At 66.7% G+C, this 19,803-nt stretch carries 20 protein-coding genes; 5 read left to right on the top strand and 15 right to left on the bottom strand.

All coding sequences use genetic code 11. The features are described from left to right. Window positions 1-1,128 carry a glutamine-hydrolyzing carbamoyl-phosphate synthase small subunit gene (carA, locus tag ACVCMB_RS02095; protein WP_395118141.1) on the bottom strand — a complete coding sequence of 376 codons (1,128 nt, stop codon included), beginning with the start codon at window positions 1,126-1,128 and terminating at the stop codon, window positions 1-3. 215 nt (window positions 1,129-1,343) lie between these two features. Here carA and ACVCMB_RS02090 point away from each other — a divergent pair, with 215 nt between their 5' ends. After that, window positions 1,344-2,039 (top strand): 2OG-Fe(II) oxygenase, encoded by a 696-nt coding sequence (locus ACVCMB_RS02090; RefSeq protein ID WP_447106016.1) that lies wholly within the window; start codon window positions 1,344-1,346, stop codon window positions 2,037-2,039. A 37-nt stretch (window positions 2,040-2,076) separates the two neighbouring features. On the opposite strand, the gene dapB is transcribed toward ACVCMB_RS02090, so the two are convergent. The 5 genes from dapB to hrcA all read right to left on the bottom strand — a co-directional run bounded on the left by dapB (window position 2,077) and on the right by hrcA (window position 7,879). Beyond that, window positions 2,077-2,868, bottom strand: coding sequence for a 4-hydroxy-tetrahydrodipicolinate reductase (gene dapB, locus ACVCMB_RS02085; protein WP_447100483.1), 792 nt, complete (start codon window positions 2,866-2,868; stop codon window positions 2,077-2,079). An 82-nt stretch (window positions 2,869-2,950) separates the two neighbouring features. Next, window positions 2,951-4,078, bottom strand: a complete 1,128-nt coding sequence (gene dnaJ / locus ACVCMB_RS02080; protein WP_395118134.1) for a molecular chaperone DnaJ — start codon at window positions 4,076-4,078, stop codon at window positions 2,951-2,953. Between the two features lie 109 nt (window positions 4,079-4,187). Beyond that, window positions 4,188-6,104, bottom strand: coding sequence for a molecular chaperone DnaK (dnaK, locus tag ACVCMB_RS02075; RefSeq protein ID WP_395118132.1), 1,917 nt, complete (start codon window positions 6,102-6,104; stop codon window positions 4,188-4,190). 98 nt (window positions 6,105-6,202) lie between these two features. Continuing rightward, window positions 6,203-6,736 (bottom strand): nucleotide exchange factor GrpE, encoded by a 534-nt coding sequence (gene grpE, locus ACVCMB_RS02070; protein WP_395118130.1) that lies wholly within the window; start codon window positions 6,734-6,736, stop codon window positions 6,203-6,205. Window positions 6,737-6,817: 81 nt separating this feature from the next. Then, window positions 6,818-7,879 carry a heat-inducible transcriptional repressor HrcA gene (hrcA, locus tag ACVCMB_RS02065; protein WP_395118128.1) on the bottom strand — a complete coding sequence of 354 codons (1,062 nt, stop codon included), beginning with the start codon at window positions 7,877-7,879 and terminating at the stop codon, window positions 6,818-6,820. Between the two features lie 122 nt (window positions 7,880-8,001). Between hrcA and recN the strand changes: the two genes are divergently transcribed. Further along, entirely contained in the window at window positions 8,002-9,675 is a 1,674-nt protein-coding gene (recN, locus tag ACVCMB_RS02060; RefSeq protein ID WP_447106015.1) for a DNA repair protein RecN, read from the top strand. 12 nt (window positions 9,676-9,687) lie between these two features. Here the strand turns inward: recN and ACVCMB_RS02055 are convergent, their stop codons facing one another. Continuing rightward, window positions 9,688-10,323, bottom strand: a complete 636-nt coding sequence (locus tag ACVCMB_RS02055; RefSeq protein ID WP_395118124.1) for a response regulator transcription factor — start codon at window positions 10,321-10,323, stop codon at window positions 9,688-9,690. A 96-nt stretch (window positions 10,324-10,419) separates the two neighbouring features. On the opposite strand from ACVCMB_RS02055, the gene ACVCMB_RS02050 reads away from it, so the two are divergent. Continuing rightward, the gene (locus ACVCMB_RS02050; RefSeq protein ID WP_447106014.1) at window positions 10,420-12,018 is read left to right on the top strand and encodes an MASE1 domain-containing sensor histidine kinase; all 1,599 of its coding nucleotides are present in this window, start codon (window positions 10,420-10,422) and stop codon (window positions 12,016-12,018) included. 269 nt (window positions 12,019-12,287) lie between these two features. On the opposite strand, the gene fur is transcribed toward ACVCMB_RS02050, so the two are convergent. After that, on the bottom strand, window positions 12,288-12,710 hold the full coding sequence (gene fur / locus ACVCMB_RS02045) for a ferric iron uptake transcriptional regulator (RefSeq protein ID WP_395118122.1): 423 nt from the start codon (window positions 12,708-12,710) through the stop codon (window positions 12,288-12,290). 76 nt (window positions 12,711-12,786) lie between these two features. Between fur and ACVCMB_RS02040 the strand changes: the two genes are divergently transcribed. Next, window positions 12,787-13,245, top strand: coding sequence for an outer membrane protein assembly factor BamE (locus ACVCMB_RS02040; protein WP_395118120.1), 459 nt, complete (start codon window positions 12,787-12,789; stop codon window positions 13,243-13,245). A gap of 24 nt (window positions 13,246-13,269) precedes the next feature. Here the strand turns inward: ACVCMB_RS02040 and ACVCMB_RS02035 are convergent, their stop codons facing one another. Together ACVCMB_RS02035 and ACVCMB_RS02030 are read right to left on the bottom strand one after the other, a co-directional pair. Beyond that, window positions 13,270-13,551 carry an RnfH family protein gene (locus ACVCMB_RS02035; protein WP_395118118.1) on the bottom strand — a complete coding sequence of 94 codons (282 nt, stop codon included), beginning with the start codon at window positions 13,549-13,551 and terminating at the stop codon, window positions 13,270-13,272. Next, window positions 13,544-13,975, bottom strand: coding sequence for a type II toxin-antitoxin system RatA family toxin (locus ACVCMB_RS02030; RefSeq protein WP_447099059.1), 432 nt, complete (start codon window positions 13,973-13,975; stop codon window positions 13,544-13,546). Before ACVCMB_RS02030 ends, ACVCMB_RS02035 begins: the two co-directional genes overlap by 8 nt. A 141-nt stretch (window positions 13,976-14,116) precedes the next feature. Here ACVCMB_RS02030 and smpB point away from each other — a divergent pair, with 141 nt between their 5' ends. Further along, window positions 14,117-14,605, top strand: coding sequence for an SsrA-binding protein SmpB (gene smpB / locus ACVCMB_RS02025; RefSeq protein ID WP_395118114.1), 489 nt, complete (start codon window positions 14,117-14,119; stop codon window positions 14,603-14,605). A 46-nt stretch (window positions 14,606-14,651) separates the two neighbouring features. Here the strand turns inward: smpB and ACVCMB_RS02020 are convergent, their stop codons facing one another. The 5 genes from ACVCMB_RS02020 to hfq form a co-directional block, all read right to left on the bottom strand. Next, on the bottom strand, window positions 14,652-15,944 hold the full coding sequence (locus ACVCMB_RS02020) for an adenylosuccinate synthase (protein WP_447099060.1): 1,293 nt from the start codon (window positions 15,942-15,944) through the stop codon (window positions 14,652-14,654). 78 nt (window positions 15,945-16,022) lie between these two features. Beyond that, window positions 16,023-16,892, bottom strand: a complete 870-nt coding sequence (hflC, locus tag ACVCMB_RS02015) for a protease modulator HflC (protein WP_395118109.1) — start codon at window positions 16,890-16,892, stop codon at window positions 16,023-16,025. Continuing rightward, a complete protein-coding gene (gene hflK / locus ACVCMB_RS02010; RefSeq protein WP_395118107.1) occupies window positions 16,889-17,959 on the bottom strand; it encodes an FtsH protease activity modulator HflK in 1,071 nt (356 codons plus the stop codon). Before hflK ends, hflC begins: the two co-directional genes overlap by 4 nt. A 167-nt stretch (window positions 17,960-18,126) precedes the next feature. Further along, window positions 18,127-19,428, bottom strand: coding sequence for a ribosome rescue GTPase HflX (hflX, locus tag ACVCMB_RS02005; protein WP_447100485.1), 1,302 nt, complete (start codon window positions 19,426-19,428; stop codon window positions 18,127-18,129). Window positions 19,429-19,485: 57 nt separating this feature from the next. Beyond that, window positions 19,486-19,770: an RNA chaperone Hfq gene (gene hfq / locus ACVCMB_RS02000; RefSeq protein WP_395118103.1), complete on the bottom strand. Its 285-nt coding sequence runs from the start codon at window positions 19,768-19,770 to the stop codon at window positions 19,486-19,488. Between the last annotated feature and the right edge of the window lie 33 nt (window positions 19,771-19,803).

Here is a 19,803-nt window from a genome sequence, read left to right as displayed (position 1 = left end):
TCAGCGAGCCTCCTGCATCAGCTTGGCGAAACGTTGGAACAGATAGCCCATGTCATGCGGTCCCGGGCTGGCCTCGGGATGGCCCTGGAAACAGAAGGCCGGGCGATCTGTCAGCGCGAAACCCTGCAGCGAACCGTCGAACAGCGAGCGGTGGGTCAGCCGCACATGGGCCGGCAGACTGGCCGGATCGACCGCGAAACCGTGGTTCTGCGAGGTGATCAGCACGCGGCCGTCGTCCAGATCCTTCACCGGATGGTTGGCGCCGTGGTGGCCGTATTTCATCTTCAGCGTGCGTCCGCCCAGCGCCAGCCCCATCAGTTGATGGCCCAGGCAGATGCCGAACAGCGGAATCTTCGCGTCGAGGAAGACGCGCGTCGCCTCGATCGCGTAATCGCACGCAGCGGGATCGCCCGGGCCGTTGGAAAGGAACACGCCATGGGGCTGCATCGCCAGCACCTCCGCGGCGGGAGTCTGCGGCGGCACCACGGTAATGTCGCAACCCTGCTCGGCCAGCAGGCGCAGGATGTTGAGCTTGGTGCCGAAGTCGTAGGCCACCACCTTGAACTGCATGGCCGGCTGGTTGAACGCCGTGCGATCGAGGTCATAGCAGCCCTGATTCCATCTGTAGGGCTTGCCGGTGCCCACGACCTTGGCCAGGTCCATTCCGGCGAGGCCGGAGAAGCCGCGCGCCTTGGCCAGGGCATCTTCCGCGTCGACCTGCGCGCCCGCCACGATGCAACCGGCCAGCGCGCCCTTCTCGCGCAGTATGCGGGTCAGCCGGCGCGTGTCGATCCCGGCGATGGCCACCGTGCCGTGGTCGGCGAGGTAGTCGGGCAAGCTGCGAGTGGAGCGCCAGTTGCTGGCACGCCGCGGCACGTCGCGCACGATCAGGCCGGCGGCATGCACGAGATTCGACTCCACATCCACCTCGTTGACACCGGTGTTGCCGACGTGCGGGTAGGTCAGGGTGACGATCTGGCGCGCGTAGGAGGGATCGGTGAGGATCTCCTGATAACCGGTCATGGCGGTATTGAAGACCACTTCGCCGACCGTTTCGCCAACGGCGCCGATGGCGTGGCCATGAAAAATGCTGCCGTCTTCGAGGGCCAGCAGGGCAGGATGCGACATAACAAGGACCGCCTTTTTGATGCAGCAAAGTCCGCAAGCCGCAGTATTGCTGGCTTGTGGAGTTTGGAGGGGAAGCTTTCCGGGCGGGTCGCAATGATAGGCTGCAGGCACGTTCCTGTCCACCTTGCGGCAGCATGAATCGGCCGATGCCCGGTGCGTCGCGTATGGAGCGCGAACGGTACACTAGACCTCATTTCAATGGAGCTGGACGTCCCATGGGTGCCGTCGTACTGCTGGACCCCGCGCGTCTCGATCGCCCGGATACCACGATCCGGCACCAGCCTTTCCCGTTCATGGTCGCCCACGGACAACTGCCCGACGAGATGCGTGCGGATCTCGATCGCGATTTCCCGCGCTATGCCAGCGCCGGATTCTTCCCCTACGAACCGGCCGATTGCGGCGCCAGCGTCAATGCGCTGATCGAGGGCCTGACCTCCCCGGAGTTCGCCCGCGCCATCGGCAAGCGCCTGGGCATCGAGGAGCTGGATCGCTATCCCACCCTGGTTACCCTGTGCCGCATGCTCAACAAGCGCCATGGCACGATCCACACCGACAGCCGGTCGAAGATCGCCACCGCCCTGCTCTACCTCAACGGCCAATGGCCTGACACCAGCGCCGGCTGCCTGCGATTCCTGCACAGCATGGACGACATCGACGCGATGGTGATGCCCGAGCTGATTCCACTGTACGGCGAGTTTGCGGTGTTCAAGCGCTGCGACAACTCCTTCCACGGCCATTTGCCGTACGAGGGCGAACGCCGCGTCATCCAGGTCGCCTGGCTCACCAGCGAGGAAGAGAAGCTGCGCAAGACCCGCCGCGGCAAGTTCTCGCGGGCGTTCAAGAAGGTTTTCGGCGGCCTCGACCGGAAGTTCGGCGCCAGCCGGAGCCGCAACGCCGCACATCGCGATTGAGCCGGGATCAGGCTCCGGCACCGCCGCAGGAAATGCTTCAGGGCCGCGTGGCGATGACGTCCTCCAGCCGCCACTGACCGGCTGGCCGGCCTGCGAGCCAGTGCGCCGCATGCAGCGCGCCACGCGCGAAGATCGAGCGATCGGTGGCGCGGTGGACCAGCTCCAGCCGCTCGCCCTGACCGATCAGCATGACCTGGTGCTCGCCCACGATGTCGCCACCGCGGATCACGGCGAAACCGATGCTGCCGTCGACGCGCTCGCCGCCACGCTCGAATGCCGCCGCAGCCTCCAGCGTGGTGTGGCGTGCGGCCGCCGCCACCTCGCCAAGCGCCAGGGCGGTGCCGGATGGTGCATCGCGCTTGCGACCGTGGTGCGCTTCGACGATCTCCAGATCCCAGGCCGGCAGGGCCGACGCCGCCTCGCGCAACAGCCGCGCCAGCATCGCCACGCCGAGGCTGAAGTTGGCGGCGCGCAGGACCGCGATCTGCCGCGCGGCATCGGCCAATCGCGACGTCAGCGCGCCGTCGATGCCGGTGGTGCCGCTGACCAGTGCGATGCCGCGCTCCAGACAATGGTCGAGCGCAGCTCCCAGCGCCGCAGGCGTGCTGAAATCGACAATGACGTCGATCGGCGGCGCCTGCGTCCAGTCATGCGCGTAACGAAGGGTTCCGTTTGCCACACCGGGCACGGGCTGGCCGGCGTGGATCGACCCCGGCGCCACCACGGCATGCACCAGTTCGGCATCGCCGTCGGCACCCAGCAAGTCGAGCAAGGCGCGGCCCATGCGGCCGGAGGCGCCGTTCACGGCAAGTCGAAAGGGGCGTGTCATCGGCGCAGCATTCCTCGGGGTCAGGCGTCCATGCTAACCGCGCAGCCTGGCCGCGGGGTGGCGGCCGCAGGCCCGCTTCGCCTCAGGCGGTCACGCGGGACCAGAATTTCTTCACGCCGTCGACCCAGCCCTTGGCGCGCGGCGTGTGCTTGTCGGCGTCGCTGCCGCTGAACGTGGCCTCCAGCGACTCCAGCAGCTCGCGTTGCTGGCGCGTCAGGCGCACCGGCGTTTCCACCACCACCCGACAAATCAGGTCGCCGTGGCGGCTGCTGCGCACCGACTTGACGCCGCGGCCGCGCAGGCGGAACTGCGCGCCGGTCTGCGTCTCCGGCGGAATGCTTATCGGGACTTCGCCCTCCAGCGTCGGCACCGGCAACTGGGCGCCCAGCGCAGCCTGCGAAAAGCGGATCGGCAGTTCGCAATACAGGTCGCTGCCGTCGCGCTGGAAGATCGCATGCTCGCGCACGCGCACTTCCACGTAGAGGTCGCCGGCCGGCGTGCCGGACGGGCCGGCCTCGCCCTGCCCGCTCAGGCGAATGCGGTCACCGTTGTCGACGCCCTCGGGGATCTGCACGGACAGCGTGCGGGTCTCCTCGATGCGTCCCTCGCCGTGGCACTTGCGGCAGGGATTCTCGATTGCCTGGCCGGTGCCGCCACAATGCGGGCAAGCCTGCTGGATCGAGAAGATGCCGTTCTGCATGCGCACCTGGCCGTGGCCATGGCAGGTCGCGCACTTGGCTACCTTGCCGTCGGCCGAACCGCTGCCGTTGCAGTGATGGCAATTGACCTGGGTGGGGATCTCGATCTGCTTGCTGACGCCGAACACGGCCTCCTCGAGGTCGAGATCCATGATGTAGCGCAGGTCCGAGCCGCGGCGCGGCCGGCCGCGGCCACCGCCATTCCTGCCGAAGATGTCGCCGAAGATGTCGCCGAAGATGTCGCCCACGTCGCCGAACCCGGCGCCGCCGCGGCCGCCCATGCCGCCTTCGAACGCCGCGTGGCCGTGCTGGTCGTACAAGGCACGCTTGCGCTCGTCGGACAGCACTTCGTAGGCCTCCTTGGCCTCCTTGAACTTGTCCTGCGCGGTCGGGTCGTCGGGGCAACGATCCGGGTGGTACTTCATGGCCAGCCGACGGAAGGATTTCTTCAGTTCGACTTCGGTGACGGTGCGTTCCACACCCAGCACTTCGTAGTAATCACGCTTGCTCATTCATGCATCCACATGCTCGTCCGCCCCATGGCACCATCCGCAAAACCGCCCGCGCCAGGAACGTTCCTGGCGCGGGCTGGCCATCGGGCCGTGCCGATGACGATGCCGCTTACTTCTTGTCGTCTTTCACTTCGGTGAACTCGGCATCGACCACGTCGTCCGGCTGCGCCGAGCCGCCCGGCGCGGACTGCGCGCCGGCATCGGCCGGGCCGCCCTGCGCCGCGGCGTAGAGCGCCTGGGCCACCTGTTCCAGCTTCTCGACCTTGGCCTCGATCGCCGCCTTGTCGTCACCATCCTTGGCCTTTTCCAGATCCGACAACGCGCCTTCGATCGTGGACAGCTGGTCGGCCGGCACCTTGCCACCATGCTCCTTCAGCGCGCTGCGGGTGGCATGCACCAGCTGGTCGGCCTTGTTGCGGGTGGCGACCAGCTCGTGGAACTTCTTGTCCTCTTCCTTGTTCGCCTCGGCATCGGCGACCATGCGCTGGATTTCCTCGTCGGACAGGCCCGAGCCGGCCTTGATCTCGATCTTCTGTTCCTTGCCGGTCTTCTTGTCCTTGGCCGACACATGCAGGATGCCGTTGGCGTCGATGTCGAAGGTGACCTCGATCTGCGGCATGCCGCGCGGCGCCGGCTCGATGCCCTGCAGGTCGAACTTGCCCAGCGACTTGTTCGCGCTGGCGCGCTCGCGCTCGCCCTGCAGCACATGCACGGTCACCGCGGTCTGGTTGTCGTCGGCGGTGGAGAAGGTCTGCGCCGCCTTGGTCGGCACGGTGGTGTTCTTCTCGATCAGCTTGGTCATCACGCCGCCCATGGTCTCGATGCCCAGCGACAGCGGGGTCACGTCGAGCAGCAGCACGTCCTTGACCGAACCACCCAGCACGCCGCCCTGGATCGCCGCGCCCACGGCGACGGCCTCGTCCGGGTTGACGTCCTTGCGCGGCTCCTTGCCGAAGAAGTCCTTCACTGCCTCCTGCACCTTGGGCATGCGGGTCTGGCCGCCGACCAGGATCACGTCGTTGATGTCGGACACGCGCAGGCCGGCGTCATTCAGCGCGGTGCGGCACGGCTCGATGGTGCGCTTGACCAGATCCTCCACCAGCGCCTCGAGCTTGGCCCGGGTCAGCTTGATGTTGAGGTGCTTCGGGCCGGACGCGTCGGCCGTCACGTACGGCAGGTTCACGTCGGTCTGGTGGTTGGAGGACAGCTCGATCTTGGCGCGCTCGGCCGCATCCTTCAGGCGCTGCAGCGCCAGCGGGTCCTTGCGCAGGTCGATGCCCTGCTCCTTCTGGAACTCCTCGACCAGGTAGTCGATGACGCGCATGTCGAAGTCTTCGCCACCGAGGAAGGTGTCGCCGTTGGTGGCCAGCACCTCGAACTGCTTCTCGCCGTCGACTTCGGCGATCTCGATGATCGACACGTCGAAGGTGCCGCCGCCGAGGTCATAGACCACGATCTTGCGGTCGCCGCCCTTCTTGTCCAGGCCGTAGGCCAGGGCGGCCGCGGTCGGCTCGTTGATGATGCGCTTCACTTCCAGGCCGGCGATCTTGCCGGCGTCCTTGGTCGCCTGGCGCTGGCTGTCGTTGAAGTACGCAGGCACCGTGATCACCGCCTCGGTGATCGTTTCGCCGAGATAGTCCTCGGCGGTCTTCTTCATCTTCATCAGCACCTTGGCGGAGATTTCCTGCGGTGCCATCTTCTTGCCGTCGGAGGTCTGCACCCAGGCGTCGCCGTTGTCGTGCGCCACGATGCCGAACGGCACGATGTTCAGGTCCTTCTGCACCTCGGCGTCGTTGAACTTGCGACCGATCAGGCGCTTCACCGCGTAGAAGGTGTTCTTCGGGTTGGTCACGCTCTGGCGCTTGGCCGAGGCACCGACCAGCACCTCGCCGTCCTTGGTGAAGGCGACGATGGACGGCGTGGTGCGATCGCCTTCCGAGTTCTCGATGACCTTGGTCGTGCTGCCGTCCATCACGGACACGCAGGAGTTCGTGGTGCCCAGGTCGATGCCGATGATCTTGCCCATGTTCATGCTCCGAATCTATTGGCGGCCCGGCGGCCGCGATGGTTTCCAGATGGGGTTCTGCCGCAGCGATTCAATGCCGACGGCGGCGTGCGATGCGCTCAGTCCTTCGCCACGGCGACCAGCGCCGGACGCAGCAGGCGATCGTTCAGCACGTAGCCTTTCTGCAGCACGCTGACCACGGTGCCCGGCGCTTGGCCGGGGGCCGCGACCATGCTCACCGCGTGGTGGCGCTCGGGATCGAGCGGCTGGCCGATCGGATCGACCTGCGCCATGCCGTGGTTCCCGGCGACCTTGAGCAGCGCTTTCAGGGTGAGACCGAGGCCCTCGCGTATCGAGGCGACGTCGCCTCCCTCGGCTGCCAGGCCGCTCTCCAGTCCGTCGTATACCGGCAGCAATTCGTTCAGCAGTTTCTCGTTGGCAAACCGCCGGGCCTGCTCCAGGTCCCGATGCAGGCGCCGACGCTGGTTCTCGATCTCCGCCTTCTCGCGCAAGACCGTTTCCTGCAGCTCGGCGTTGATCGCCTCCAGTTCGGCCACGCGGGCCTGCAGCTTGGCGAACTGGTCGCCGTCGACGGCTGGTGCCGACCCGGGGTCCATGGCCTCGTCATGCGCCTGGGTGTCGTTGTCGTGCATGCGTCACTCCCAACAAAAAGTTCGCGGCCGGCACCGTGGCCCGCCATCCAAATCAACCAGAAATCCCGCCTCTGCTGCCGGTTATAGGGTCACCGCGACCCGATTCAAGGCGTCGCTCAGCAATCCGGCCGTGGCCTGCACGACCGGAATCACCCGCTCGTAGGCCATGCGCGTGGGTCCGATCACGCCGACAGCGCCGAGCATTCGCCCCTGCGCGCCATAGCTGGCCGTGACCACGCTGCAACCATCCAGTGCCGCGAAGCCCGACTCCTCGCCGATGAACAGCCGTACCCCCGGCGCCTTCGCGCAGACTTCCATCAGCTGGAGCAGCTCGTTCTTCTGCTGGAACGCGTCGAACAGGTCGCGCAGCCGCTGCAGGTCGGCCAGCTCGGCGCAGGCCATCAGGTTGGTCTGCCCGCTGACCAGCATGTCGGCATCGCTGGCCTGCGGCGCGAACGAGGCCGTGGCCAGCTCCACCGTACTGGCCAGCAGCCGGTTGAGCTCGCTGCCGGTTTCGCGTACCTCGGCCAGCAAGTGGGCGCGGATATCGTCCACGCGCAGCCCGGCGAAGTGGGTGTTGAGATAATTGGCCGCCCGCTCCAGCTCACCGGCGGGCAACGGCTTGAGCAGTTGCACGATGCGGTTCTGCACCTGGTTGTCGGTAAACACCAGGATCACCAGCACCCGCGCATCGGGCAGGGCCACGAAGTCGATGTGGCGCAGCGGGAAGTCGGCCTGGCGCGGCACCGTCACCACGCCGGCAAAGCGGGTCATCGCCGAGAGCAAAGTCGACACGTTGCCGAGCAGGTCGCGCGTGGTGGCCGGCCCCGGTGGCAGTTCGCTCTGCAAGCGCGCCAGTTCGGCGCGCGGCAAGGGCTGCAACTCGATCAGGCTGTCCACGAACAGGCGCAGGCCGCGCGGCGTGGGTACGCGGCCTGACGAGGTGTGCGGCGAAGCGACCAGGCCGGCGTCTTCCAGGTCGGCCATGATGTTGCGGATCGTCGCCGGACTGACGTCCAGCCCCGAGGAGCGCGCCAGCGTGCGCGACCCCACCGGCTCGCCGTCGACCAGATACTGGGAGATCAGCGCGCGCAGCAGGCGCCGCGTGCGGGCATCGAGGTCATGGCCGTGTGGAAGGATCATGTCCGTAGCAGTTCCTGAGACCCGACAGAAATAAGGTCTGCACGCGCGGCTTGCAAGCGAATGCGGTGTTTTGCCCACCCGGGCTCCCGCTACAATTCTCCCATTCCAATGCCGAACTGCCCATGCTCACTTCGCTCTATGTCCGCCATTTTGCCGTCGTCGAGGCCGCCGAGGTGTCTTTCGGCCCCGGCCTGACCGTGGTCAGCGGCGAGACCGGCGCCGGCAAGTCGCTGCTGGTCGACGCGTTGATGCTGCTGACCGGCGCACGCGCCGACAGCGGCATGATCCGCGCGGACAGCGACCGCGCCGAGTTGGCCGCGGAGTTCGATTTGACCGGACTGCCCGACGCGCAGGCATGGTTGCGCCGGGAGGAACTCGACGAAGACGGCAACTGCCAGTTGCGGCGAGTGTTGCGTGCCGAAGGCAGCTCCCGCGCCTGGATCAACGGCCGCCCCGCCAACACGCGCCAGCTCGGCGAGCTGGCCGCCTTGCTGGTCGAGATCCACGGCCAGCATGAACACCAGGCGCTGCTCTCGCGGGCCCATCAGCTGGCCTTGCTCGACGCTTATGCGGGCCACGATGACTTGATCGCCCAGGTGCGCCGCCAGGCGGAGCAGTGGCGCGAGTTGAACCAGCGCATGCACAAGCTCAGTGGCGGCGAGGATCGCGAACTTCGGCTGGAGCTGCTGCGCCATGAACTGGCGGAACTGGAGCAATGGGCGCTGCCACCCACCGAACTGGCCGAACTGGAGGCCAACCACAAGCGCCTGGCCAACGCCGACCGCCTGGCGGAAGGCAGCGCCGGCGTGGTGGAACTGCTCGATGGCGAGGGCGAGTTCGCCCTGCGCCGGGCCCTGGGTCGTGCGCATGCCGAGCTGGGCAAACTCGCCGCCCTGGACGACCGGCTGGCACCCTGGCTGGAGCTGCTCGACAACGCCGGTATCCAGTTGGGCGAAGCCGCCGACGGCTTGGGCCGCTATGCGCAAGACGTCGACCTCGATCCGGCCGGCTACGCCGCGCTCGACCAGCAGCTGAGCCATCTGCACGCGCTCTCGCGCCGCCACCGGCTGCCGCCGGAAGCCCTGCACGAGAGGCTGCTGGCGCTGCGCGCCGAGCACGCCGAACTCGAAGGCGCCGGCGACGCACTGGAACAGTTGAGCGGTCAGCTTCAGCGCCTGCAACAGGAATACTCCCGCGCGGCGGACCTGCTGGGTCAATCGCGCATGGCTGCCGCGACGAAGCTCGGCGAGGAAGTCAGTGCGCTGATGGGCGAACTCGGCATGGCCGGTGGCGTACTGCGCGTCGAGCTGGTGCCGACGCCCGGCGACGAACCCGACGCCCAGGGCCGGGAGCGCTGCGAGCTGCTGGTCAGCGCCAATCCTGGCCAGCCACCGCGGCCGCTGCGCAAGGTCGCCTCCGGCGGCGAACTTGCGCGCATCAGTCTGGCCATCGAAGTGGCTACGTTGGGCAAGGATTCGATCGGCAGCATGGTCTTCGATGAGGTCGACAGCGGCATCGGCGGCGCGGTCGCCGAGGTGGTCGGCCAGAAACTGCGTGCGCTGGGAAGCCGTCGCCAGGTGCTCTGCGTGACCCACCTGCCGCAGGTCGCCGCGCAAGGTCACGCCCACTTGCGGGTGAGCAAGCAGAGCGACGGCGACACCACCCGCACGCGGATCGAACAACTGGACGCCGCAGGCCGGCGCGACGAGCTGGCTCGCATGCTCGGCGGCGTGGAAATCACCCGCGAGACCCGGGCTCACGCCAGGCAGATGCTGGAGCGCGCGCAGGCGACCTGAAGGCGGCTGTCCTCAGACCGTCGTCGACAGCAGGCCGCGCTCGGTCGCCATGCGATAGAGGTCCAGTTCCGATCCGGCGCCGAGCTTGCCCATCAGGCTGGCACGGTGGATGTACACGGTTTTCTGGCCAATGCCGAGGTCGGCAGCGACCTGCTTGGGCGTGCGCCCCCCGGCCAGCAACAGGAACACTTCGCGCTCGCGGGCGGTCAGCCGGTTGACCGGATCGAGCGCGTCGTTGGGGCGCTCGGTGCGGCGCTGGCGCAGGTCCGAGCTGAGGAAGCACTCGCCCTGCATCACGGCGCGCAGGCCCGCCACCAGTTCCTCCGGCGCGACGCCCTTGGTGACGAACCCGCTGGCCCCGCGACGCAACGCCTCGGAAACGTAAGCGTCGCCATCATGCATGCTCAACACGACCACGCGAGTGGCCGCATGCACGCTGAGCAGATGCTCGATCAACGGCAAACCGCTGCCGTCGGGCAAGGAAAGATCCAGCGCCACCAGGTCCGGGCGCCAGTGGCCGACCGCCTCCACCGCGTCGTCGCCGTTGCGGCATTCGGCAACCACTTCCAGGTCCGATTCCAGCTCGATCAGGCGCTTGAAGCCCTCTCGAACGATGGCGTGGTCGTCAACCAGAACGATGCTGTACATCTTCCTACTCTGACACAGGAAGGCGCGCCCGGGACAGCACGCCAGGCCAAGTACCCCGGCACGCCACCCCGCGCACGGCGCATGTACCATCGCCGGATGCGATTCAAGCCATCTCTCCTGCCCGATTCCGGGCCGCTCATCGGCGCAGGTTATCTGGTGCTGTGGCTGCTGCTCGGCGCCACGGCACAACCCTACTGGATGCTGCCCTACGGCCTGCGTTTCACCGCACTCCTGCTGGTACCGTTGCGCCACTGGGGCTGGTTGCTCGCCGCGGAACTGCTCGCCTGCGCCAGCACCGCCTGGTGGCATGGATCACCGCTGCACATCAGCGGCGTGCTGGCAGACGTGCTGCCGGCATTCCTGGTGATGATGGCCTGCATGTGGCTGCTGCGCCGGCTGCACCTGCATCCCAGCCTGCACAGCCCGCAGGACGTGACCCGGCTGCTGCTTTCGGTGGTGCTGGTGGTCACGGTCACGACCGCCGCGGACGCCGCGCTGCTCGCATTCACCAACTGGTCGGAAACGCCAGAGTTGATGATCCGCGTCATCGCCGAGGAATTGCTCAGCCACTATCTGGCCATCCTGCTGGTGGCGCCGGTGTTGATCATGCTGCTGCACACGCGGCTGGAGCGTGCCTCGGTGATGCGCCTGCTGACGGACGTGCTGCTGGTGCTGGCACCATCCATGGCCATCCTGCTGGTGCTGTCCGAGCGCGCCGCGCCGCAGCCGCAGTTCGCGCGGGTGCTGTCGCTGGCGCCGGTGCTGTTTTTCGCCTTCCGCCATGGCTGGCGCGGCGCCAGCCTCGCCATGCTGATCAGCAGTCTGGGCATGACCCTGGTGGACGTGCACCTGGGCCACACGCCCTCGACCGCCGCCGCCTACCTGTTCCTGGCCGTGGCAGGCACCGGCGCGCTGATGCTCGGTTCGGCCACCGACGCCCTGCGGCGCAGCAGCGAACGGGTGGCGGAGCAGAACGTCTACCTCGGGGCCGTCAATCGCCGCCTGGATCATCTGGCCCAACAGCTGCGTGACGCCGCACGCGGCAACCTGCAGGCCGACGAGAACCAGCGGCGGCATCTTGCGGCCGAACTGCATGACGAACTGGGCCAGAACATCACCGCGATCCAGACCCACGTGAAACTGGCCCAGGCGCGTTTGCACGAGGTCGGAATGGACGACGTGAGCATCTCGATCAACACCATCCTGGCCCACATGCGCCGCGCCCTGCATCGCCTGCTGGACGACCTGCGCCCGGCGATCCTGGACGAGTTCGGCCTGCTGCGCGCGCTGGATGAAGGCCCGATCCGCGACCTGCTGACCAGTGCCGGCATGCGCTACCACGTGGAACTCCACGGCGACCCGCGATTGCTCGACGATGACACCCGCACGGCGATCTACCGGCTGGCTCAGGAAAGCGCCACCAACACCGTCAAGCACGCCTGCGCCAGTGAATTCCGCCTGCGGCTGCGGATCGGCGAACGCAACGGCATCGCCGTCGCCTTGCTCGATCTGCGTGATGACGGTACCGGCCTGCCCCATCGCCTCCCGCGCGGCGGGCGGGGCCTGCAGGGCATGCGCGACCGGGTGACCTCGCTGGGCGGACAGTTCCGCCTGCGCACCGACCACCCTGGCGTGCACCTGCGTATTTTGCTGCGAGGCAACAAAAGCAGCACCGAACGCAGTCGCCTGGACTAGGAATTTTTCCGATATGCGCAACGTGAAGACATCGTTAGGATGTCGTCATCGATGTGGGGGAACCGCCGTCGTGAGATGGCGGATCAGGGTCACCGTGGGGACGGTGATTCTGAGAAAACGGCAGGATGCCGTTTCGCCGCTGCCGGATGGATACGCGCGCGCACCGCGCGCCATCCGACCGGCAAGGCATCAACCGTAGGCGGACAGGAGTCCACCTGCGGTTTTTTTCTTGGCATGACGAATACGAACGAGGCGTCGGGCGCCCGGCTTCAATCCTTGCGGGCGCGCTGTTTCGGGCGCACGTAGAGCACCAGGCTGTGATCCTCGATCACGTAGCCGTGCTTGGCGGCGATCTCGTGCTGCAGGCGCTCGATCTCCTCGCTGATGAACTCGATCACCTTGCCGCTGTCCACGTCAATCATGTGGTCGTGGTGTTTGCCGCGATCGAGTTCGTAGACTGCCTGGCCGCCTTCGAAATTGTGCTTGACGATGATCCCCGCCGCCTCGAACTGGGTCAGCACCCGATACACGGTCGCCAACCCGATGTCCTCCTTCTGGGCCAGCAGGTGCTTGTACACGTCCTCGGCCGTCAAGTGGCGTTCGCTCTCGTCGTCGAACACCTGCAGGATGCGCATGCGCGGATGGGTCACCTTGAGACCGACCCGACGCAGCTCTCTGGTTTCCTGTTCCATAGCCTCTCTCCACGCACGGCGAGCCCGAGCCGGTAGTGTATCATCCGACACCTTCACGACCCTGGACGCAACACGCATGCAAAAGCTGATCATCCTGCCGGTTGTTGCGCTGCTGGCACTTGCCGTCGCCGGTTGCCACATCGCGTACACGCCGGACGTGCAGCAAGGCAATCTGCTGGACGAAAAGATGGTGGATCAGCTGAAGCCGGGGATGACGAAGCACCAGGTCCTTCTGCTGCTCGGCACGCCGTCGGTGCGCACGCCGTTCGACAACAGCCGCTGGGACTACGTGTCCACCCAGTCCCGCCGCGGCGGCAAGCCCAAGGTGCGCACGTTCAAGCTGACCTTCAACAACGACACCCTGGTGCACACCGAAGGCGACTTCTTCGCCCGCGATCCGCAGCAGCTGATCAGGGAAAGCCGCAAGTACAACTCGGGTTATCCGGCGAACGAAACCCAGGGCGACAAGAGCCAGTCACCGGATGACAAGAAGAACGACGGCGGCCTGGGCCAGGGGACCGACGGCGGCCATTGAGGCTGGCGCGCGGGCGGCAGGGTTTCAGCGCGAACGCCGGCGCCGCGCCTCCATCGGGTCGAGTGTCAGCGGTCGGCAGATCTCGATGCGGTCACCGTCGCGCACGCGCTGCCCGGCAACGACCTTGTGTCCGAAGATGCCCAGCCGGGCCGGATCGATGGCACCTGCCGGCAGCGACGACGCGATGCCGCTGGCGGTGACCGCCTCGGCCACCGTGCAACCGTCGGCGACCTGCACGCGACGACGCACCACCACCGAATCGCCATCGGCAAACACCACCTCGATGCCGATCGACGGCTCAACCATGGAGGCGCTCCGCTTCGCGGCAGAAGTCATCCACCATGCGCCCGGCCAGCCCCTGGAAGCCGAGCCGCAAGGCGGCACCGCCGAGCCTGCCCGCGTAATCGAAATCAAGCGCAAAGGCGACCTTGCTGCCGGCATCACCCAGCGCGGTGAAATCCCACACGCCATGCAGGCTGCGAAATGGTCCTTCGACCAGGTTCATCTCCAGGCGCCGCGGCGCGTCGAGCACGTTGCGCGTGGTGAAGCTCTGGCTGAACCCGGCAAACTTGAGATCCAGCCTGGCCACCACCACGTTGTCGCCGCGCTCCAGCACTTCGGCGTCCGCACACCAGGCGAAGCGCTTTGGGTATGCTTCCACCTCATTGACCAGTTCGAACATCTGCGCCGGCGAGTACTTCACCAACGCGCTGCGACGTATTTCGATCACGACAACCTCTCGGGCTTGTGCATTCATCCATGAATGCGAAGATCAAGTGAGCGCCCGCCCCGAGGCGCCATCTCGACAAATGCGTCGCCCCGATGGGGCGGCGGGCAATGCGGCCGCCCAGTGGCCCGAAGTTTAGCGGACATGGCCAAGAGCAAGGACAAGGACACCAAGGGCGGCGGCACCATCGCGCTGAACAAGCGCGCGCGCTTCGAATATCACATCGACCAGCGCTTCGAGGCCGGCGTTGCCCTGCAAGGCTGGGAGCTGAAGGCACTGCGTGCCGGCCGCATCAATTTCGGCGACAGTTATGCGGTGGTCCTCAGGAACGAGGTGTTCCTGGTCGGCTGCTCGATCCCGCCGCTGATCAGCGCGTCGACGCACGTCATCGCCGAGGATCGGCGCACCCGCAAGCTGCTGCTCCACCGCAAGGAGATCGACCAGCTGGTCGGTGCGGTCGAACGCAAGGGCCACACCCTGGTGCCCACGGCGATGTACTGGAAAGGCAACAAGGTCAAGGTCGAGATCGGCCTGGCCCGCGGCAAGCAGGAGCACGACAAGCGCGAGACCGAGAAGCAACGCGATTGGCAGATCGAGAAGCAGCGCACCATGCGCTCGCACAACCGCGCCTGATCAGCGAACCCCGCCTTGCGCCAGTGCGCGGCGGGGCGTACGGACCTCAGGCGAACGGGTCATCCAGCACGATGGTGTCTTCCCGGTCCGCACCGGTTGCGACCAGCGCCAGGCGGCAACCGGACAGCTCCTCGACGGCGCGCAGGTAGGCGCGGGCGGCGGGCGGCAGCTTGTTCCAGTCGCGGATACCGGCGGTGGATTCTTCCCAGCCGGGAAATTCCAGGTAGACGGGCTTGCACTCGTCCCAGCCGTCCGCATCCAGCGGCGCCAGCTCGCGGCGCTTGCCCCGGTATTCGTAGGCAATGCAGACCTTGATGGTGGACAGGCCGTCGAGCACGTCGAGCTTGGTGATAGCCAGGCCGTTGATGCCGTTGATCTGGGTGGCGCGCTTGAGCGCGACCAGGTCGATCCAGCCGCAGCGGCGCGGACGGCCGGTGCTGGCGCCGAACTCGTTGCCCTTCTTGCGCAGCAGCTCGCCCATCTCGTCATTGAGTTCGGTCGGGAACGGACCGCTGCCGACGCGGGTGGCGTAGGCCTTGCAGATGCCCAGCACGTAGTCGATGTCCTGCGTACCCACGCCGGTGCCGGCCAGCGCGCCGCCGACGGTGGTGTTGCTGGACGTGACGTACGGGTAGGTGCCGTGGTCGATGTCCAGCAGCGCGCCCTGCGCGCCCTCGTACAGGATGTTGCCGCCGCCCTTGCGCACGTCGTGCAGGATGGTGGCGACGTCGTCGACCAGCGGGCGGATGTACTCGCCCCAGGCCAGCGCATCTTTCAGCACGGTGTCGTAATCGACCGGCTCGGCTTTCAGCCACTGGGTAAGGATGAAGTTGTGGTAGTCCACCGCGGTCTTGAGCAACGCGGGCAATTCGTGCGGGTACATCAGGTCGGCAACGCGGATCGAACGGCGGGCAACCTTGTCCTCGTAGGCCGGACCGATGCCACGGCCGGTGGTGCCGATGGCCTTGCCGCCGGCGGCGATTTCACGAGCTTTGTCGACGGCGATGTGGTACGGCATGATCAGCGGTGTCGCCGGGCTGATCTTGACGCGGGAGCGCACTTCGACGCCGTTGGCTTCCAATTCGCTGATCTCGTTGATCAGCGCCTCGGGCGACAGCACCACCCCGTTGCCGATCAGGCACAGCGCGTCTTCGCGCAGGATGCCCGAGGGAATCAGGTGCAGCACGGTCTTCTTGCCCTTGATCACCAGCGTGTGGCCGGCGTTGTGGCCGCCCTGGAAGCGCACCACCGCGCTGACCCGCTCGGTCAGCAGGTCGACGATCTTGCCCTTGCCCTCGTCGCCCCACTGCGCGCCCAGGATTACGACTGACTTGCCCATGTGAACTCTCGTTTCGTTAGTTTGCCGCCCCGCCACGGGGCTGCCTGGGTAAACGCCCGCTGCGCGGGTCGATGCGGCCTACTTCCGCGGTGCGGGGTCGTCGAAGTAATGCAGGAACGGCGAATCAGGCTTGAGGATGAGCACGCCGTTGCCGGTTTCCATCGACGCACGATAGGCCGCCAGGCTGCGATAGAACGCGTAGAACTCCGGGTCCTTGCTGTAGGCACGCGCATAGATCGCGGCGGCTTCGGCATCGCCCTCGCCTTTCACCTTGGCGGCATCCCGGTTGGCATCGGCTTCCAGCACCTGCGCCTGGCGATCCGCGTCGGCCTTGATCCGGGTCGCCGCTTCCTGGCCCGTGTAACGCAGTTCATTGGCCAGTTGCAGGCGCTCGGCACGCATCCGCTTGTACACCGATTCGCTGACCTCGTTGGGCAGGTCGATGCGCTTGATGCGCACGTCGACCACCGCAATGCCCAGGTTCTTGCGCGCGGAAAGATCGGTCTGAGCACGCACCCGCTCGGTGATGTCCTTGCGCCCGCCGGAGATCAGGTCGGGCAAGGTGCGTGCATTGAACTCGAACCGCAGCGCGTCCTTGACGATGGGGGTGAGCCGCTGCGCGGCCTGCAGCTGGTCGCCGCCGGTGGCGCGGTAATAGGCCGCGTTGTCGGCGATGCGCCACTTGACGTAGAAATCGACGTTGACGCTCTTCTTCTCGGAGGTGAAGTAGCGCTCGGGCGGCGCGTCGAGCGACAGGATGCGCTTGTCGAAATGGATCACCTGCTGCAGCACGGGCAGCTTGAAATGCAGGCCCGGCTGGTAGTCCGTGTGCACGATGCGACCGAATTGCAGGACCAATGCGCTGTGGCCTTCGCTCACCACGAACATGCTGCTCAAGCCGAGCAGGATCACCACGACGGCAACGAATGCGGCAACGATGCGGTTCATGGCTGTGCTCCCTTGTCGCTCGCACTGCTTGCCGTTGCGGGGGGCGGCACGATCGCGCCGACCTGGGTCGTCCCCGCCTGGGATGCGGCGCCCGGCGTCGAGGGCAGGTTGATGATGTTGCGACCGCTGGCGTCGTCGACGATCTTGGTGTTGTGTGCCATCACCTCTTCCATGGTCTCCAGCCACAACCGCTTGCGGGTCACTTCGGGCGCTGCCTTGTACTGCGCCAGCAACAGGTTGAAGCGATCGGTGTCGCCTTCGGCGCGGGCGACGCGCTCGGCCTTGTAGCCAGCCGCTTCCGCCGCGATGCGGGCCGCTTCGCCGCGCGCCACCGGCACGACCTTGCTGGAATAGGCCAGCGCGGCGTTCTCGATGCTCTGCTTGTCTTCGCGCGCGTTGTTGACGTCGTCGAAGGCGTCCTTCACCTCATCGGGTGGCGCCACGTTCTGGAAGCTCACCTCGGTGACGCGCAAGCCCGAATCGTAGACGTCCAGCGTCCGCTGCAACGCCTGCTGCGCCTGGGTGACCAGGTTGGCGCCGGCCGCCGACAGGACCTGGTCCATGTCGCTGCCGCCGATCACGCCGCGCACGGCGGCTTCGGCGGCGGCACTGATGGTGCCGTCCGGATCGGTCAGCGAGAACAGGTACTTGCGCGAATCATCCACCTGGTACTGCACGGTGAAGTCGATCGTGATGATGTTCTCGTCGCGGGTCAGCATGGCCACCTTGTCGGTGACCGAGCGGATACGCGTGGCCTCGACCTTGGTGACCGATTCGATCGGCTGCGGAAACTTCAGGTGGAAGCCGGGCGGCAAGGTGCGCGAGTACTGGCCGAAGCGCAGCACCACGCCCTGCTGGCGCGCGCCGATGATCGTGTAGCTGCTGAACAGCAGGCCCACCACGATCAGCACCAGCACGCCGGTGAGGATGCCGCCGGAGCCCTGGCCGAACTTCCCGCCACGGTTCTTCAGCTTTGCCAGCAGGTCGTCCAGCGGCGACTTGCCGGAAGGACGCTTGCGGTTCCACGGATCGCTCTGCCCGTTCTTTCCGGGTTCATTCCACGCCACGAGTCAGTCTCCTTGAAGCCGTCGGGAGGCCGGCAACGACGGCCGGAACATGCCTTTCTTCCACCTCGCACACGGCGAGGTGACCACTGGACCATCGATGCCGCCATGGCCGACGCAAACGCTGCGTATTCTAGCAGAGGCAGCCGAAACCGTCCGGGCGCGGCCGATCAACCGGCCGCACTCAACAGTTCCCGCAACAGCACTGCCTCGGCGCCCTCACCACCGCTGAGCGGCGCTATCACGCTGCGCGGCGCGTCGATGCGCAGCTGCCAGCCGTGTTCGTCCACGTGCTCGGCACTGATCGCCCCGGCCGCCTTCAGGCGCGCATGCAGCCGCCCGGCGGACAAGGGCAGATGCAGCGGCGACTGCACGCGGTCGCCGCCGAGCAATTCGCCCAGCGCCTGGCGCAGCAGGTCGACGCCGGCGCCGGTGGCGGCCGACAGCCATACCCGCACCGGCTTGCCGGTTGCGTCGCGCTCGATCCGCGGTTCGGTACCGGCTAGGTCGATCTTGTTCATCACCTGCAACTGCGGGACGTCGCCGGCGTCGATGTCCTCCAGCACGGCATCGACCACCCGATGCAGGCGCACGCGCTCCTCGTCGGCAGCGTCACCGACGTGGAGCAGCAGATCCGCGTCGCGGGCCTCGGCCAGGGTGGCGCGGAACGCGGCGACCAGGTCATGCGGCAGTTCGCGGATGAAGCCCACGGTGTCGGCGATCACCGCCGGGCCGCAGGCCAAGTCCTCGATCTTGCGCACCGTGGGGTCGAGCGTGGCGAACAACTGATCGGCGGCGTAGACCGAGCCGCGGGTCAAGGCGTTGAACAGGGTGGATTTGCCGGCGTTCGTGTAACCGACCAGCGCCACCCGCGGCACGGTGTTGCGCAAGCGGGAACGGCGTTGCTGACCACGCTGGGTCTGCACTTTTTCCAGCCGCTTGGTGAGCATCTTCACCCGCACCGCCAGCAAACGGCGGTCGGTTTCGAGCTGGGTTTCGCCGGGACCGCGGTTGCCGATGGCACCACCGCGCTGGGCGTCCAGATGGGTCCAGCCGCGCACCAGTCGCGTGGCCAGGTGCTTCAACTGGGCCAGCTCCACTTCCAGCTTGCCTTCGTGGGACCGTGCGCGCTGGGCGAAGATGTCCAGGATCAGGCCGGCACGGTCGACCACGCGCACGCCGAGGTGTTTCTCCAGATTGCGCTCCTGCACCGGAGTGAGCACGTGGTCGACCAGCACCAGGTCGGCTTCCAGCGCACGGGATGCCTCGGCGACTTCCTCGGCCTTGCCACTGCCGATGTAGTAACGCGGATTGACGTCGTCGACGCGCGCGCCGATGGTTGCCAACACCTCGGCACCGGCCGACTTGGCCAGTTCGGCGAATTCCTCCGCGCGGCGCACGGCATCGCCTTCGCCGCGCGAATGCGGAAGTACCAGGACGGCGCGGTCGCCTCTCTTTTGCCGGTCAAACACGGTGGGGCAGCATCCTGCGGGGACAGTCTCCCTTCATGTGGATCACCCCACGCGCAATCAAGTGCCCGCTTCGACGGTTGCCGAAGTATCGGCCTGGTGATCGTGGCCTTCGTGGCCATCGTGACCATTGCCGATGCGCACGTTGCGACTCGGCACCACGGTGGAAATGGCGTGCTTGTACACCATCTGGCTGACCTGGTTGCGCAGGAGCACCACGAACTGGTCGAACGACTCGACCGTGCCCTGCAACTTGATGCCGTTGACCAGGTAGATGGCCACCGGCACACGCTCGCGCCGCAACGCATTGAGAAACGGATCTTGCAACGATTGCCCCTTGGACATTTCTTGTTCTCCCCTTGCTACGACCAGACCGGA

Source organism: Rhodanobacter sp. UC4443_H10 (assembly GCF_052978325.1).
The sequence above is the reverse complement of the archived record's forward strand: the minus strand, read 5'-3'. Positions and strand labels throughout refer to the sequence as shown.

Bases quoted from the DNA above. Each gene is read 5' to 3' on its own strand.
- carA (WP_395118141.1), bottom strand. From the start codon at position 1,128: ATGTCGCATCCTGCCCTGCTGGCCCTCGAAGACGGCAGCATTTTTCAT.
- ACVCMB_RS02090 (WP_447106016.1), top strand. From the start codon at position 1,344: ATGGGTGCCGTCGTACTGCTGGACCCCGCGCGTCTCGATCGCCCGGAT.
- dapB (WP_447100483.1), bottom strand. From the start codon at position 2,868: ATGACACGCCCCTTTCGACTTGCCGTGAACGGCGCCTCCGGCCGCATG.
- dnaJ (WP_395118134.1), bottom strand. From the start codon at position 4,078: ATGAGCAAGCGTGATTACTACGAAGTGCTGGGTGTGGAACGCACCGTC.
- dnaK (WP_395118132.1), bottom strand. From the start codon at position 6,104: ATGGGCAAGATCATCGGCATCGACCTGGGCACCACGAACTCCTGCGTG.
- grpE (WP_395118130.1), bottom strand. From the start codon at position 6,736: ATGCACGACAACGACACCCAGGCGCATGACGAGGCCATGGACCCCGGG.
- hrcA (WP_395118128.1), bottom strand. From the start codon at position 7,879: ATGATCCTTCCACACGGCCATGACCTCGATGCCCGCACGCGGCGCCTG.
- recN (WP_447106015.1), top strand. From the start codon at position 8,002: ATGCTCACTTCGCTCTATGTCCGCCATTTTGCCGTCGTCGAGGCCGCC.
- ACVCMB_RS02055 (WP_395118124.1), bottom strand. From the start codon at position 10,323: ATGTACAGCATCGTTCTGGTTGACGACCACGCCATCGTTCGAGAGGGC.
- ACVCMB_RS02050 (WP_447106014.1), top strand. From the start codon at position 10,420: ATGCGATTCAAGCCATCTCTCCTGCCCGATTCCGGGCCGCTCATCGGC.
- fur (WP_395118122.1), bottom strand. From the start codon at position 12,710: ATGGAACAGGAAACCAGAGAGCTGCGTCGGGTCGGTCTCAAGGTGACC.
- ACVCMB_RS02040 (WP_395118120.1), top strand. From the start codon at position 12,787: ATGCAAAAGCTGATCATCCTGCCGGTTGTTGCGCTGCTGGCACTTGCC.
- ACVCMB_RS02035 (WP_395118118.1), bottom strand. From the start codon at position 13,551: ATGGTTGAGCCGTCGATCGGCATCGAGGTGGTGTTTGCCGATGGCGAT.
- smpB (WP_395118114.1), top strand. From the start codon at position 14,117: ATGGCCAAGAGCAAGGACAAGGACACCAAGGGCGGCGGCACCATCGCG.
- ACVCMB_RS02020 (WP_447099060.1), bottom strand. From the start codon at position 15,944: ATGGGCAAGTCAGTCGTAATCCTGGGCGCGCAGTGGGGCGACGAGGGC.
- hflC (WP_395118109.1), bottom strand. From the start codon at position 16,892: ATGAACCGCATCGTTGCCGCATTCGTTGCCGTCGTGGTGATCCTGCTC.
- hfq (WP_395118103.1), bottom strand. From the start codon at position 19,770: ATGTCCAAGGGGCAATCGTTGCAAGATCCGTTTCTCAATGCGTTGCGG.